Origin of the sequence: Arenimonas sp. (assembly GCF_041919775.1) — a bacterium.
Taxonomy (GTDB): domain Bacteria; phylum Pseudomonadota; class Gammaproteobacteria; order Xanthomonadales; family Xanthomonadaceae; genus Arenimonas.
This window is the reverse complement of sequence record NZ_JAYRTE010000014.1, coordinates 1-13,299: the sequence shown is the minus strand read 5'-3', so window position 1 is coordinate 13,299 and position 13,299 is coordinate 1. Positions and strand designations below refer to the sequence as shown.

Annotated in this window: 15 protein-coding genes, 1 tRNA gene and 1 other RNA gene; 11 read left to right on the top strand and 6 right to left on the bottom strand. The window is 69.2% G+C overall.

The window, feature by feature from the left end; all coding sequences use genetic code 11:
- The first annotated feature begins 40 nt into the window (after positions 1-40).
- Positions 41-1,516: a leucyl aminopeptidase gene (locus tag ACE3TE_RS09105; protein ID WP_374604235.1), complete on the top strand. Its 1,476-nt coding sequence runs from the start codon at positions 41-43 to the stop codon at positions 1,514-1,516.
- Position 1,517: 1 nt separating this feature from the next.
- Entirely contained in the window at positions 1,518-1,943 is a 426-nt protein-coding gene (locus ACE3TE_RS09100; protein WP_374604233.1) for a DNA polymerase III subunit chi, read from the top strand.
- A 69-nt stretch (positions 1,944-2,012) separates the two neighbouring features.
- On the opposite strand, the gene ACE3TE_RS09095 is transcribed toward ACE3TE_RS09100, so the two are convergent.
- Both ACE3TE_RS09095 and ACE3TE_RS09090 read right to left on the bottom strand, forming a co-directional pair.
- The gene (locus tag ACE3TE_RS09095; RefSeq protein WP_374604231.1) at positions 2,013-3,326 is read right to left on the bottom strand and encodes an aminopeptidase P N-terminal domain-containing protein; all 1,314 of its coding nucleotides are present in this window, start codon (positions 3,324-3,326) and stop codon (positions 2,013-2,015) included.
- Positions 3,327-3,333: 7 nt separating this feature from the next.
- Positions 3,334-3,885 carry a UPF0149 family protein gene (locus ACE3TE_RS09090; protein ID WP_374604229.1) on the bottom strand — a complete coding sequence of 184 codons (552 nt, stop codon included), beginning with the start codon at positions 3,883-3,885 and terminating at the stop codon, positions 3,334-3,336.
- A gap of 122 nt (positions 3,886-4,007) precedes the next feature.
- Here ACE3TE_RS09090 and ACE3TE_RS09085 point away from each other — a divergent pair, with 122 nt between their 5' ends.
- The 7 genes from ACE3TE_RS09085 to rpiA all read left to right on the top strand — a co-directional run bounded on the left by ACE3TE_RS09085 (position 4,008) and on the right by rpiA (position 8,747).
- Positions 4,008-6,254 carry a putative bifunctional diguanylate cyclase/phosphodiesterase gene (locus tag ACE3TE_RS09085; RefSeq protein WP_374604227.1) on the top strand — a complete coding sequence of 749 codons (2,247 nt, stop codon included), beginning with the start codon at positions 4,008-4,010 and terminating at the stop codon, positions 6,252-6,254.
- Between the two features lie 32 nt (positions 6,255-6,286).
- Positions 6,287-6,508, top strand: coding sequence for a TIGR02449 family protein (locus ACE3TE_RS09080; protein ID WP_188664449.1), 222 nt, complete (start codon positions 6,287-6,289; stop codon positions 6,506-6,508).
- Positions 6,505-6,798, top strand: a complete 294-nt coding sequence (locus ACE3TE_RS09075; RefSeq protein WP_374604225.1) for a cell division protein ZapA — start codon at positions 6,505-6,507, stop codon at positions 6,796-6,798. Before ACE3TE_RS09080 ends, ACE3TE_RS09075 begins: the two co-directional genes overlap by 4 nt.
- 41 nt (positions 6,799-6,839) lie before the next feature.
- Positions 6,840-7,023: non-coding RNA, 6S RNA (gene ssrS / locus ACE3TE_RS09070), on the top strand.
- A 3-nt stretch (positions 7,024-7,026) separates the two neighbouring features.
- Positions 7,027-7,608, top strand: a complete 582-nt coding sequence (locus tag ACE3TE_RS09065) for a 5-formyltetrahydrofolate cyclo-ligase (protein ID WP_374604223.1) — start codon at positions 7,027-7,029, stop codon at positions 7,606-7,608.
- Positions 7,608-8,087, top strand: a complete 480-nt coding sequence (locus tag ACE3TE_RS09060; RefSeq protein ID WP_374604221.1) for an EVE domain-containing protein — start codon at positions 7,608-7,610, stop codon at positions 8,085-8,087. The genes ACE3TE_RS09065 and ACE3TE_RS09060 overlap by 1 nt, the downstream gene beginning before the upstream one ends.
- Positions 8,088-8,747, top strand: a complete 660-nt coding sequence (gene rpiA / locus ACE3TE_RS09055; protein WP_374604220.1) for a ribose-5-phosphate isomerase RpiA — start codon at positions 8,088-8,090, stop codon at positions 8,745-8,747.
- A gap of 428 nt (positions 8,748-9,175) precedes the next feature.
- Here rpiA and ACE3TE_RS09050 read toward each other — a convergent pair whose 3' ends face one another.
- The 4 genes from ACE3TE_RS09050 to rplM form a co-directional block, all read right to left on the bottom strand.
- Positions 9,176-10,237 carry a cyclic nucleotide-binding domain-containing protein gene (locus ACE3TE_RS09050; protein WP_374604218.1) on the bottom strand — a complete coding sequence of 354 codons (1,062 nt, stop codon included), beginning with the start codon at positions 10,235-10,237 and terminating at the stop codon, positions 9,176-9,178.
- A gap of 103 nt (positions 10,238-10,340) precedes the next feature.
- Positions 10,341-10,414 (bottom strand) — tRNA-Gln (locus ACE3TE_RS09045).
- Positions 10,415-10,444: 30 nt separating this feature from the next.
- The gene (gene rpsI, locus ACE3TE_RS09040) at positions 10,445-10,837 is read right to left on the bottom strand and encodes a 30S ribosomal protein S9 (protein ID WP_374604216.1); all 393 of its coding nucleotides are present in this window, start codon (positions 10,835-10,837) and stop codon (positions 10,445-10,447) included.
- Between the two features lie 9 nt (positions 10,838-10,846).
- On the bottom strand, positions 10,847-11,278 hold the full coding sequence (rplM, locus tag ACE3TE_RS09035) for a 50S ribosomal protein L13 (protein WP_374604338.1): 432 nt from the start codon (positions 11,276-11,278) through the stop codon (positions 10,847-10,849).
- A 108-nt stretch (positions 11,279-11,386) separates the two neighbouring features.
- Between rplM and ACE3TE_RS09030 the strand changes: the two genes are divergently transcribed.
- On the top strand, positions 11,387-12,568 hold the full coding sequence (locus tag ACE3TE_RS09030; protein ID WP_374604215.1) for a (Fe-S)-binding protein: 1,182 nt from the start codon (positions 11,387-11,389) through the stop codon (positions 12,566-12,568).
- The gene (gene coq7 / locus ACE3TE_RS09025) at positions 12,565-13,209 is read left to right on the top strand and encodes a 2-polyprenyl-3-methyl-6-methoxy-1,4-benzoquinone monooxygenase (protein WP_374604213.1); all 645 of its coding nucleotides are present in this window, start codon (positions 12,565-12,567) and stop codon (positions 13,207-13,209) included. The genes ACE3TE_RS09030 and coq7 overlap by 4 nt, the downstream gene beginning before the upstream one ends.
- Positions 13,210-13,299: the final 90 nt, after the last annotated feature.

The window sequence follows — 13,299 nt, the reverse complement described above, 5'->3', positions numbered from 1 at the left end:
TGCTAGAATCGCGGTTTGTGAATTGTAACGGTGATCGTCCATGAGCCTCGAATTTCGCCTGAACCGCCCCGAACCCACCAATGCCGACGTTGATTGCGTCGTGGTGGGCCTGTTCGCCGATGGCAGCCTGTCGAAATCGGGCCAGGCCATCGACAAGGCGGCCGGCGGCCGGCTGGCAGCGCTGGCCGCCCGCGGCGACCTCTCGGGCAAGACCGGCTGCACCGCGCTGCTGCACGACCTCGACGGCGTGAAGGCACCGCGCGTGCTGGTGGTCGGCCTGGGCGAGAGCGGAAAGTTCGGCGCGGCGCAGTACCAGAAGGCGGTCACCGACGCCGTGCGCGCGCTGCGCACCGGGCCCGCGCGCCACGTGCTGCTGACGCTGTCCGAACTGCCGGTGGCCGGTCGCGACGCGGGCTGGGCCGTGCGCCAGGCCGTGGTTTCGGCCGACCACGCCGCCTACGCCTACACCGCCACCCGCAAGCCCAAGAACGGCGACGACGGCCTCGGCTCGGTCGAGGTCAGCGGTGACGCCGCGCTGCAGGCCGACTTCGAACGCGGCCAGGCCATCGCCGCCGGCGTGGAGCTCGCGCGCGAACTGGGCAACCTGCCGCCGAACATCTGCAATCCCGGCTACCTCGCCGAGACCGCGCACCGCATCGCGAAGGAAAACGAAGCCGTCAGCGCCGAGATCCTCGAGCGCGCCGACATGGAAAAGCTGGGCATGGGCTCGCTGCTGGCGGTGGCCCGCGGCTCGGCCAACCCGCCGCGTTTGGTGGTGCTGCGCTACAACGGCGCCGGCGACGCCAAGCCCTACGCGCTGGTCGGCAAGGGCATCACCTTCGACTCGGGCGGCATCAACCTCAAGGTCCAGGGCGGCATCGAGGAAATGAAGTTCGACATGTGCGGCGCCGCCAGCGTTTTCGGCGCCTTCCTGTCGGTCGCGAAGATGAAGCTGCCGCTGAACCTGGTGATGGTGGTGCCGGCGGTGGAAAACATGGTCGACGCCGATTCCTACCGCCCCAGCGACGTCATCACGTCCATGTCCGGCAAGACCATCGAGGTCGGCAACACCGACGCCGAGGGCCGCCTGATCCTGTGCGACGCGCTGACCTACGTGCAGCGCTACGAGCCGCAGGCCATCGTCGACGTCGCCACGCTCACCGGCGCCTGCGTGATCGCCCTGGGCAAACACGCCGCCGGCCTGATGAGCAAGCACGACGACCTGGCCGACGAACTGCTGGCCGCGGGCGAGAACGTGCACGACCGCGCCTGGCGCCTGCCGCTGTGGGACGACTACCAGAGCCAGCTCGAGTCCGGCTTCGCCGACGTCTACAACATCGGCGGCAAGGCGGCGGGCACGATCACGGCGGGCTGCTTCCTGTCGCGCTTCACCGAAGGCCAGCGCTGGGCGCACATCGACATCGCCGGCGTGTCCAACACCGAAGGCCGCAAGGGCCTGGCCACCGGCCGTCCGGTCGGGCTGCTGACGCAGTGGCTGGTGGACCGGGCCGGCTGAGGTGCCACGCGCCGATTTCTATCTGATCGGCAAGCCGCGCTTCCGCGAGCAGCCGCTGCTGCTGGTCTGCGAACTGGCCCGCAAGGCCGTGCACGCGGGCCAGCCGCTGCTCGTACTGGCCGCCTCGGCCGAACAGGCCGAGGCCCTGGACGACCTGATGTGGTCTTTCGACCCCGACGAATTCCTGCCGCACCAGATCGCCGGCATGGACGAGGACGAAGACGAGGTGGAGGTGCTGATCGCCCCGCCCGAACAGTCGCCGGCGCTGCGCCCGCTGGTGCTGAACCTGCGCGACGCGCCGGTGCCCGCCGGCTTCGAGCGCGTGCTCGAGGTCGTGCCTGCGGACCCCTCGGCCCGCGCGCCCCTGCGCGAGCGCTGGAAGCATTACCAGTCGCTGGGAGTCGAACTGAACAAGTTCGACATGTAGGAGCGCCTTCAGGCGCGAATTTCTTCTTTGCCGAAGGCAAAGGCAAAAGATTCGCGCCTGAAGGCGCTCCTACAGGCGCGAAGCGAGCACGGCCTCCACGGCGTCGGCGTCCTTGGGCACGCCGTCGGTCAGCACTTCGTGGCCGGACTTGGTGATGGCGACGTCGTCTTCGATGCGGATGCCGATGCCCTGCCACTTCGCCGGCACGCCCTTGCTGCCCGGCGCGATGTACAGGCCCGGCTCGATCGTGAAGACCATGCCCGGCTCGAGCTCGCGGTAATCGCCGGCGACCTTGTATTCGCCGACGTCGTGCACGTCCAGGCCGATCCAGTGGCCGGTCTTGTGCATGTAGAAGCGCCGGTAGGCGCCCGACTGCAGCGCGGTCTTCAGGCTGCCCTTGAGCAGGCCCAGCGACAGCAGGCCTTCGGTCAGCACTTCCACCGCCGCCTCGTGGCCGAGGATCCAGGGCCGGCCGGGCCGGGCCTGCTCGAGCGCGGCGTGCTGCGCGTCGAGCACGATGTCGTAAAGCGCGCGCTGCTCCTTCGAATAGCGCCCGTTCACCGGCCAGGTGCGGGTGATGTCGGAGGCGTAACCCGCGTATTCGGCACCGGCGTCGCACAGCAGCAGGTCGCCGTCGGCCAGCGGCGCCTTGTTCGCGCGGTAATGCAGCACGCAGCCGTTGGCGCCGGCGCCGACGATCGGTTCGTAGGCGGCGACCGCGTCGTGGCGGCGCCAGGTGTACTGCAGCGCCGCCTCCACTTCGTATTCGTGGCCACCCAGCCGCGTGGCGCGCATGGCCGCCAGCTGGGCTTCGCAGGCGATGGCCGCTGAGCGCCGCATCAGCCTGAGCTCGGCGGCGCTCTTGAACAGGCGCAGCTCATGCAGCAGGTGGCCCAGTTCGAGGAATTCGTGCGGCGGCTGCGCGCCGTGCCGCACCTGGGAACGCACGCGGTTCACCCAGCCGATCAGCTTGAGGTCGAACTCGGTGTCGCGGCCGAAGTGGTAATAGACGCGCGAACGGCCTTCCAGCAGGCCGGGCAGGATCTCGTCGAGGTCGGTGATCGGGTAGGCATCGTCCATGCCGTAGGCTTCCACCGCGCCCTCGGGCCCGGCGCGCGGGCCGTCCCAGGCTTCGCGTTCGGGGTCGCGTTCGCGGCAGAACAGCAGCACCTCGCCGTGCGCCCGGCCCGGCACCAGCACCAGCACCGCCTCGGGCTCGGGAAAGCCGCTCAGGTACCAGAAATCGCTGTCCTGGCGGTAGGGATAATGCGTGTCGTGGCTGCGCACGCGCTCGGGCGAGGCCGGCAGGATCAGGATGGCGTCCTCGTCCGCCATGCGCATGAGCTGCTTGCGGCGACGCGCGAATTCGGCGGCTTTGATCATGGCCGGCTCAGTTGAGCTTGCGACGGTGCCGGGGACCGAGCACGCAGTCGCTGTGAAGAAGCAGCACGGCGACGCGTACGAATTCCGCCACTTCCTCCAGCGCCTCGGCGTCGGCCTCGGGCTCTTCGTAGCTCAGGTCGCTGGCGGCGATGCGGGCCATGTCGGCCAGGGCTTCCTGGGAGTCTTCGGAAAGCGGCGGGTTGGCGCCCGAGGCCATGCCGAAACCGCCCAGGAAGCCGCGGCACCAGGCCAGCAGGCCGTCGCCGCGTTCATCCACGGGCTGGCCGTCGGCCGGCAGCAGCAGTTCGAAGCCGAAATCGGGGGATTCGAGCTGGGCGGCGCTGGCCCGGTAGAGCTGGTCGAGCGCCCCGTCGGGCTCGGGAGGCGACAGCAGCGGGTCGGCCATGACCGCCGCGAACCAGCCCTTGCGGTCGTGCGCGCCCCCGCCGGCCAGGAAGCCGCACAGCGACCCGTGCAGCTCTGACGCGGCCAGCGAGGCCTCCAGGGCCTCCAGTTCGGCGGCCACGAGGGCGTGGGCGGGGAGCTGGGCTTGGGTCATCGAATCGGCCTGGTCGGAGTTGCCGGCATTCTAGCAAGGGCGCTGCCGCTGCTTGTGGCGCTGTGGGTGCCCCCCTACACTCGGCGAGGTAAAGGGGAAAACCCAGGGGACCACCGGTCGCAATGGCGCTGAATGCAAATGGGACGGTGCTGGCCCAGGCCGGCGGCCTGGTGCTCGGTGGCATCGTGCAGTGGGTGCTGCTCGCGATCGCGCTGTTCCTGTGCTGGCTGCTCTGGCGGGTCTGGAGCCACCGCCGGCGCCAGGAAACCTCCCTGCTCGGCGAGATCCACGAACGCGAGGAGCGCCTGAACCTGGCCCTGTGGGGTTCCGGCGACGAGTTCTGGGACTGGAACATCCGCGAGAACAGCCTTTACCGCCTGGGCGCGAATCAGCTGCTCGGCCACGGCAGCCGCGACCAGATGAGCACCGACGACTGGCGCACCCAGTCCATCCACCCGGAAGACCTGCCGCGGGTGCAGAAGCTGCTTCAGGAGCACATCGTCGGCCACACCGAGGTTTTCGAGTCCGAACACCGCATCCGCAACGCCCGCGGCGAGTGGGTCTGGGTGCGCTCGCGCGGCAAGGTGGTCGAACGCGACAGCGCCGGCAGCCCGCTGCGCATGGCCGGCACGGCGCGCGACATCACCGCCATCCGCCGCGCCGAGCGCGAACGCCGCGTCGCGCTGGAAGTGCTGCGCAGCATGAGCGAAGCCGTGGCGGTGATCGACCTCGACTTCCGCTTCATCTCGGTGAACCCGGCCTTCTCGCGCATCACCGGCTACAGCGAAGAGGAAGTGATCGGCCAGAACAGCCGCCTGCTCGATTCGAGCCAGCACAGCGCCGAGTTCTACCGCCGCGTGCGCGACGTGCTCGAGCGCACCGGCCACTGGGCCGGCGAAATGTGGCAGCGGCGCAAGGACGGCGAGGAGTTCCTGGGCTGGATCGAGATGAGCGAGGTGCGCGACGCCCTGGGCCTGCGCAGCCATTTCGTGGCGGTGGTGAACGACATCACCGACAAGAAGCGCGCCGAGCAGGAGCTGCGCTACCTGGCCAACTACGACACCCTCACCGGCCTGCCCAACCGCGCCCTGCTATCCGAACGCCTGGGCCGCGCGATCGTGCGCGCGCGCCGGCAGGAGACCCGGGTAGCGGTGCTGTTCCTGGACCTCGACCGCTTCAAGGACATCAACGATTCACTCGGCCACGCCGCCGGCGACCGCCTGCTCAAGGCGGCGGCCACGCGCCTGCAGGCCACGGTCGGGGCCTCGGACACGGTCGCCCGCCTGGGCGGCGACGAGTTCACGGTGGTGCTCGAGGACGTCGAATCGGTCCCGGCCGTCGAGCGCATGGCGCGCGAGATCCTCACCGCGTTCACGATGCCGCTGGAAGTGGACGAGCGCCACGACGTCTCGATCACGCCGTCGCTGGGCATCAGCCTCTACCCCGACCACGCCCTGGTGCCGACCGACCTGCTCAAGTTCGCCGACACCGCCATGTACCAGGCCAAGGCCGAGGGCCGGAACACCTACCAGATCTACAACGAGACCATGGACGCCGAATCGCGCCGGCGCGCGACGGTGCTGGCTTCGCTGCGCAAGGCGCTCGACCGCGGCGAGTTCCGGCTGGTGTACCAGCCGCGCATGGCCCTGGCCGACGGCCGCATCACCGGCGTCGAGTCGCTGCTGCGCTGGCACAGCGCCGAGCTCGGCGAGATCCCGCCCACCGTGTTCGTGCCGCTGGCCGAGGAATCGGGCCTGATCCTGCAGATCGGCGACTGGGTGCTCAACGAGGCGCTGCAGACGCTCAAGCGCTGGCGCGCGCACGGCCTGAACGAGATCTCGATCGGCATCAACGTCTCGGTGCTGCAGCTGCTGCGCGGCAACCTGCCCGAACAGCTGCGCCACCTGATCCAGGACCTCGGCGTGCCTTCGAACCGCATCGAGCTGGAAGTCACCGAGTCGATGGTGATGCAGAACGCCGAGCAGACCACCCACGTGCTCAACGAGCTGCGCAAGCTCGGCATCACGCTGGCGATCGACGACTTCGGCACCGGCTATTCGTCGCTGGTCTACCTCAAGCGACTGCCGATCGACACGCTCAAGATCGACAAGGAATTCATCGGCGACCTCACCCGCGATCCCGACGACGAGGCGATCACCGCCACGGTCATCACGATGGGTCATTCGCTCGGCCTGAACGTGATCGCCGAGGGCGTGGAAAGCGAGCAGCAGCTGAGCTACCTGCGCGAACAGGGCTGCGACGAGATCCAGGGCTTCTGGCTGTCGCCGCCGCTCGATTCGCACCGCTGCCTGGCCTTCATCCGCAGCTGGCAGCCCGGCACCGTGGCCGCCATCCCCGCGCCTTATTGACCCCGTCCCGAGGCCCGCCCAAGATGTCCGCGATGAGCGCCAACGACCCGATCGCCCAGCTGCAGGCCCTTGCCGAGCGCTTCGAGCGCCTGGCCGAACAGCACCGGCGCCTGCTCGACGAAAACCGCAGCCTGCGCCAGGGCCAGGAACAGCTGGTGTCCGAACGCGCCGCCCTGCTCAACAAGAACGAACAGGCCCGGTCCCGGGTCGAGGCCATGATCGCGCGCCTGAAGTCGCTGGAGCACAACGCGTGAGCGAGCCGGTCAACGTCAAGATCCTCGACCGCGAGTACACCGTCGGCGTGGAACCGGGCGAGCGCGAGGGCCTGACCGCCGCCGCCCACCTGCTCGATGCCCGCATGCGCGAAATCCGCGGCGGCAACCGCATGGCCGCCATCGACCGCGTCGCGGTGCTGGCGGCGCTGAACCTGGCCCACGAACTGCTGCAGCTGCGCGGCCAGTCCGAACAGCGCGACCAGGCCCTGAACCAGACCCTGGGCGAACTCAACCGCAAGCTCGACGGCCTGTTCGACACGGCACGCTGACGTTCACGCTTTCCGGCAAAGCCGGGCATATAATTCCCGCCAGTCCTCTGCCGTGTCCGACAGCGTGCCTAACATTCGCCTTGTCCCATAAACACGACCCGGGAATCTGGCCCAAAGTGGTGCGCATGTCCGCCCTGTTGCGGAAAGCCTGAAGCGATGGTCCGGGTACCCACTTGATCCCAGGGATCAAGGTCGTTTCGCACGCATCGGCATGGTGGAGGCTATTTCTTGAACACGACGCGCCCCGAACTTCGCAGGCAACTGCAGGCCCGGCGCGCGGCGCTGCCCCCGGGCGAGCGCCTGGCGGCCGCCGACGCGGTGGCACGCCACCTTTCCGACCAGCCCGACCTTCGTGAACCCGGCTACGTCGCCGGCTACTGGGCCGTGGGCGGTGAAGTTCCCCTGCACGCGGTGCAGCTGCGCCTGGCCCCGGCCCAGGTCTGGTGCCTGCCGGTGCTGCAGGCCGATGGCAGCCTGCGCTTCGCCCCCTGGCGTGCCGGCGACCCGCTGGTGAACAACCGTTTCGGCATCCCCGAGCCCGAGGTTGAGCCCGCCTCCACGCTGGCACCCGAGGCCATGTCCGTGGTGCTGCTGCCGCTGGTGGGCTTCGACCGCGCCGGCAACCGGCTGGGCATGGGCGGCGGTTATTACGACCGCAGTTTCGCCTTCCGGCGCGGCGTCACGGCGCCACCGCACCTGGTCGGCGTGGCCTACGCCTGCCAGGAAATCCCGGCGCTGGATGCCGAAGACTGGGACGTGCCGCTCGACGCCGTCGCCACCGAGTCCGACTGGCTGGCATTCGGGCGATAATGGCCGCCATGAAACACTGGCTGATGAAGTCCGAACCCGACGAATTTTCGATCGACGCGCTCGAACGCGTCGGCACCGAGCCCTGGAGCGGCGTGCGCAACTACCAGGCGCGCAACTACATGCTCAAGGAGATGAAGGTCGGCGACCCGATCCTCTTCTACCACTCCAACTGCGCCGTGCCCGGCGTCGTCGGCATCGCGCGCGTGGCCTCGGAGCCCTACCCGGACCCGACCCAGTTCGAAGCCGGCTCGGATTACCACGACCCGAAGAGCAAGCCCGAAGAGCCGCGCTGGTGGCTGGTGGACGTCGGTTTCGAACGCAAGTTCGACGGCACCGTGTCGCTGGAGGCGATGAAGGCCGAGGCGGAGAAGTTCGGCGATTTCGCGCTGCTTCGGCGCGGCAACCGGCTGTCGGTGATGCCGGTCGGCGCGGCGCAGTACAAGCGCATCCTTTCGATGGCAAAGGCCGGAGGCCAGTAGATGTCCCGCGACGAACAGAAAAAACTGGCCGCAGAAAAGGCCCTGGAATACGTCGAGGACGGCATGGTCGTCGGCGTCGGAACGGGCTCGACGGTGGCGTTTTTCATCGACGGCCTGGCCCGCATGAAAGGCCGGATCGAGGGCGCGGTATCCAGCTCGGAACAGAGCACGCGCCAGCTGGAGTCGCACGGCATCCCGGTGTTCGACCTGAACGCCGTCGGGCCGCTGAAGCTGTACGTGGACGGCGCCGACGAATGCGACCCGTACAACCGGCTGATCAAGGGCGGCGGCGCGGCGCTGACGCGCGAGAAGATCATCGCGCAGGCCAGCGACCGCTTCATCTGCATCATCGACGCGGCCAAGCAGGTGGAACTGCTGGGCGAGTTCCCGGTGCCGGTGGAGGTCATCCCGATGGCGCGCAGCCTGGTGGCGCGGGCAATCGCCGCGATGGACGGGCACCCGATCTGGCGCGAGGGCGTGGTCACCGACAACGGCAACTGGATCCTGGACGTGCACCACTGGCGCATCGCCGACCCGGTGGGCCTGGAAGCCAGGCTCAACCAGATCCCGGGCGTGGTCACCTGCGGCCTGTTCGCGGCCCGCGGCGCCGACGACGTCATCATCGGCGGCCAGGTCCGCCCCCTTCGCCGCCCCGCCTGACCCCGCACCTGTAGGAGCGCCTTCAGGCGCGATGCTTTTCGTCTTGGCCTTTGGCCAAGCAGGGCGACTGCACGCTACCTCCTCGAAGGAATCCGGTTGCCGGCGGGCAAGCAAGGACGGCGAGCCCGGCTGAGCTTGCCAGTCCCGCAAGCCAGAAAAGCCCGACAAGCACCGGGCATTTTCAAGGTCTCGCGAAAGCTGCTTTCCCCTCGGCCATGACGTGCTGTTGGGGAGGTGTCGCGCCTTCGCCCCGGCCGACGGATCGGAGACATGGATGTCGACGACGAGGCCCCATGGATGGGTTCACGCCGTGTCGGACGGGGCGAAGGCGCGGCGCCTCCACCCGCGAATGTCGTGAGTGGCGCTTTGCTTGGCCGAAGGCCAAGGGCAGGAGATTCGCGCCTGAAGGCGCTCCTACAGGCGCAGGGTCAGGCGACGGGGGTGCTGGCGGCGAGCATGCGGAGCATCGCGCCGAGGCCGCCGTGCAGGGCGCTGACTTCGTAGCCCAGGCGCTTGAGGACGAAGGCCGCGGCGGCCGAGCGTTCGCCCGTGTTGCAGTAGACCACCACGCGCGCGCCCGGCGACAGCACGTTGTCGACGTCCTCGCGCAGCCGGTACAGCGGCACGTTCACCGAGCCGTCGATCGCACGCTGTGCGTGCTCTTCCGGCATCCGCACGTCCAGCAGCACCGCACCCGCCTGCACCTGCCGGGCCGCATCCGCCGGCAGCACCCACGACAGCATCGGCGGCTTCAGCACCGCCTCGAAGGCCTCGCGCGAGAGCCGCATCAGCTGGCCGCCCTGCATCATCCGAACCGTCGCGTTGCGCGGCAGGTTCGACAGCAGTGCGTCCTCGCCGAAGGTGTCGCCTTCGCGCAGGTAGGCCACCACCTGCGGGGCCCCGTCGAGGTATTTCGATACCGACGCGGTGCCCGAGCGCACCACGTAGAAATAGTCCGCCGGGTCGCCCTCGCGCATCACGATTTCGCTGGGCTTGACCGTCACCGGCTCGAACATCTGGAACATCTTCTCGATGTTGCCGGTCGGCAGCCGCGCGAAGGCCGGCGCCCGCAGCAGGCGGAACACCCAGTCGTTCCCGCCCGGGGCGCTGCCGAAGTGGCGATAGTTCTCGTCGCGGCTGAGCTGGTCCCAGGTGATCAGCTTTTCCAGGTAACGCCGGTCCACGCGCATCACCCTGGCCCTGGACGACATCACCTTGGCCGTGAACCGGCGCGGGATCGCGTCGTTGAGCGAATACCGTCCGTGCGGGGCCGAGGCGATGTGGGCCACGTTCCGCCCGTCCGGATAGATGCAGCGCAGCTCGCCCTCGAGCAGGTAGATCGTGTCTTCGTCCAGGTCGCCGGCTTCGAAGACGTTGTCGCCCCGCTCGTAGTCCGACACCAGGGCCTCGCGGGCCAGCTGGTCCCGGGTTTCCTGGCGCAGGGATTCCAGCGGGAACAGGCGGGCGAGTTCGGTGGCGGGAACGGGCATGGGACAGGCTCCGGGAGCGAATGCATCCGAGTCTATCGCCGGGTGGGGTTGGAGGGGTAGTCGTGTAATGAAAAGGGCCCCCTTTCGGGAGCCCTCTTCATTTTGGCTGGGGGACTAGGATTCGAACCTAGATAGGCAGAGTCAGAGTCTGCAGTCCTACCATTAGACGATCCCCCAATTCCGGGACCGCGCCAGTTTACGAAGTTATTAGCGCTTCGAGAACTGGGTGGCGCGGCGGGCCTTGTGCAGGCCGACCTTCTTGCGCTCGACCTCGCGGGCGTCGCGGGTCATCAGGCCGGCCTTGCGCAGCTCCGGCTTCAGCGTGTCGTTGTACTCGACCAGCGCGCGGGCGATGCCCAGGCGGATGGCGCCGGCCTGGCCGGTGATGCCACCGCCCTCGACCGTGACGGTGAAGTCGAACTTGTCGGCCATGTCGCTGACCACGAGCGGCTGGCGCACGATCATGCGCGAGGTCTCGCGACCGAAGAACTCGTCGACCGGACGGCCGTTGACGACGATCTTGCCGCTGCCCGAGCGCATGAAGACGCGGGCGGTGGAGGACTTGCGACGGCCGGTGCCGTAGTTCTGCTGGGTAGCCATAAAGTTGCCTTAAGCCTTGAAGTCCAGCGCCTGCGGCTGCTGGGCGGAGTGCGGATGCTCGGAGCCCTTGTACACCTTGAGCTTGCGGAACATGGCGCGACCGAGCGGATTCTTGGGCAGCATGCCCTTGACGCCGATCTCGATCACCCGCTCCGGGTGCGCGTCGAGCGCCTGGCCGAGGGACTCGGTCTTCAGGTTGCCGACGTAGCCGGTGAAGCGGTGGTACTTCTTGTCCTGCAGCTTGTTGCCGGTGACGTGGATCTTCTCGGCATTGATCACGACGAGGTAATCGCCGGTATCGACGTGCGGGGTGTATTCCGGCTTGTGCTTGCCGCGCAGACGGCGCGCGAGTTCCGAGCACAGGCGACCAAGGGTCTTGCCGCTGGCATCGACAACATACCAGTCCTGCTTGACGGTCTCCGGCTTGGCGCTGACGGTCATGGACTTCATGACGGCTCCAAATGAGAAATCGGGGTTGAAAGAAGCGGAATGATAGCCGCCCTTTGGCCTGTGTGCAAGCCCGTTTTAACCCCGTGTTAGCATCGCCGCATGCCCGCCACGCCGCCCCTGGCCCGCCCTTCCCCGCCCGGGGCGCCGGGCGCCGCGCCCCTGCTGGCGCTGGCAGACCAGTGCGTGCAGTGCGGATTGTGCCTGCCGCACTGCCCCACTTACCAGCTCGACCGCAGCGAAGCCGAGTCCCCCCGGGGCCGGATCGCCTACATGCGCGCGGTGGCCTCCGGCCAGTTGGTCGCAGGACCGGTCGGCGATGCCCACCTGGACCATTGCCTGGGCTGCCGCCGCTGCGAAGCCGCCTGCCCGGCCGGCGTGCGCTACGGCGAACTGCTGGAGGGCGCCCGCGCCCTGCAGGCCGCCCGGACGCCACCGTCGCCGCGGATTCGCGCCGCGCTGGCGCTGCTGGCCCGGCCGCGGCTGCTTTCCTTCCTAGTCGCGCTGCAGCGGCCGCTGGCCCGGATCCTGCCGCGCCGCTGGCGCGCGGCGCTGCCGCCCCCGCCCGCGCCGCAAACGCCCCTGGAAAAGAAGGCCGGGCCCGTCCAGGCCCCGGCCGGGGCCCCGGTGGTGGCCCTGTTCACCGGCTGCATCGCCCGCCCGCACGAGGCGGGCACCCGCGACGCCCTGTCTCGCCTGCTGGCCGCCGCCGGCATTGCCAGCGTGGTGCCATCGGGCCAGGGCTGCTGCGGCGCGGCCGCGGCCCATGCCGGCGATGCCGGCGGCGCGTCCCGGCTGGCGCTGGCAAACCGGAATGCCTTCGCCGGCCAGGAACGCGTCTTGTGTTCGACCTCGGGCTGCCACGACACGCTGTCGCGCAGCCTGCAGGGCGCGGCCCGGGTGGAAGACCCGCTGGTGCTGCTCGACCAGGCCGGCGACCGGCTGCGTTTCCGGCCCGCCGCGCGCCGCGTGGCCCTGCACCTGCCCTGCACCCAGCGCAGCGTGGTGCGCTCCGACGCCGCCCTGCGCCGCCTGTTGGCAAGGGTTCCCGGACTGGACCTGGTGGAATTGCCCGACACCGGCTGCTGCGGCGCCGCCGGCCTGCACCAGCTGGCCGAACCGGCCCGCGCCGAGGCTTTCCGGGCGCCGCTACTGAAGGCCCTGGCCGACTCCGGTGCCAGCGAGCTGCTGTCGGCGAACATCGGCTGCCGGCTGCACCTGGCCACCGGGACTACAATGAACGTCCGCCACCCCATCGACTTCCTGGCCGAGCACCTGGCATGAGCATTCCCCGCCACTTCAGCCCCCTGGACCGCCTGATCATCGAGTTCCAGCACGCGCTGGGCACCAGCCTGGGCCAGGCCCGCGCGGAACGGCCGAACCCGGCCGGCAGCCTCCCGGACCCGGAACTGGCCGAACCCGACCGACGCCATGCGGCCGGCCTGATGCGCATCAACCACACCGGCGAGGTCTGCGCGCAGGCCCTGTACCTGGGCCAGGCCGCGGTGGCCCGCGATGAAGCCACCCGCCAGCACCTGCAGCACGCCGCCCAGGAAGAAACCGACCACCTGGCCTGGTGCGGCGACCGCCTGGCCGAACTCGACAGCCGGCCCAGCGTGTTCAACCCGCTCTGGTACGCCGGCAGCTACGCCATCGGCCTGGCCGCCGGCCTGCGCGGCGATGGCTGGAACCTCGGATTCGTGGTCGAAACCGAACGCCAGGTCGAGGCCCACCTGGAAGAACACCTGCAGACCCTGCCGCCCGGCGACGAACGCAGCCGCGCGATCCTGCGCACGATGAAGGCCGACGAAGCCCGCCACGCCGACAACGCCGAACAGGCCGGCGCCCGCGTGCTGCCGCAGCCGATCCCGACCCTGATGGCGCTCTCTTCACGCCTGATGAAGGCCGTCGCGTACCGCGCGTAAATGGCCCCCTGAGTCAGGGGGCGATCCGCGCGAAGCGTGAAAAAGGGGACGGGTGCAACAAGAAGGCCCGGGTGGCGCCTCGCCAAGTGC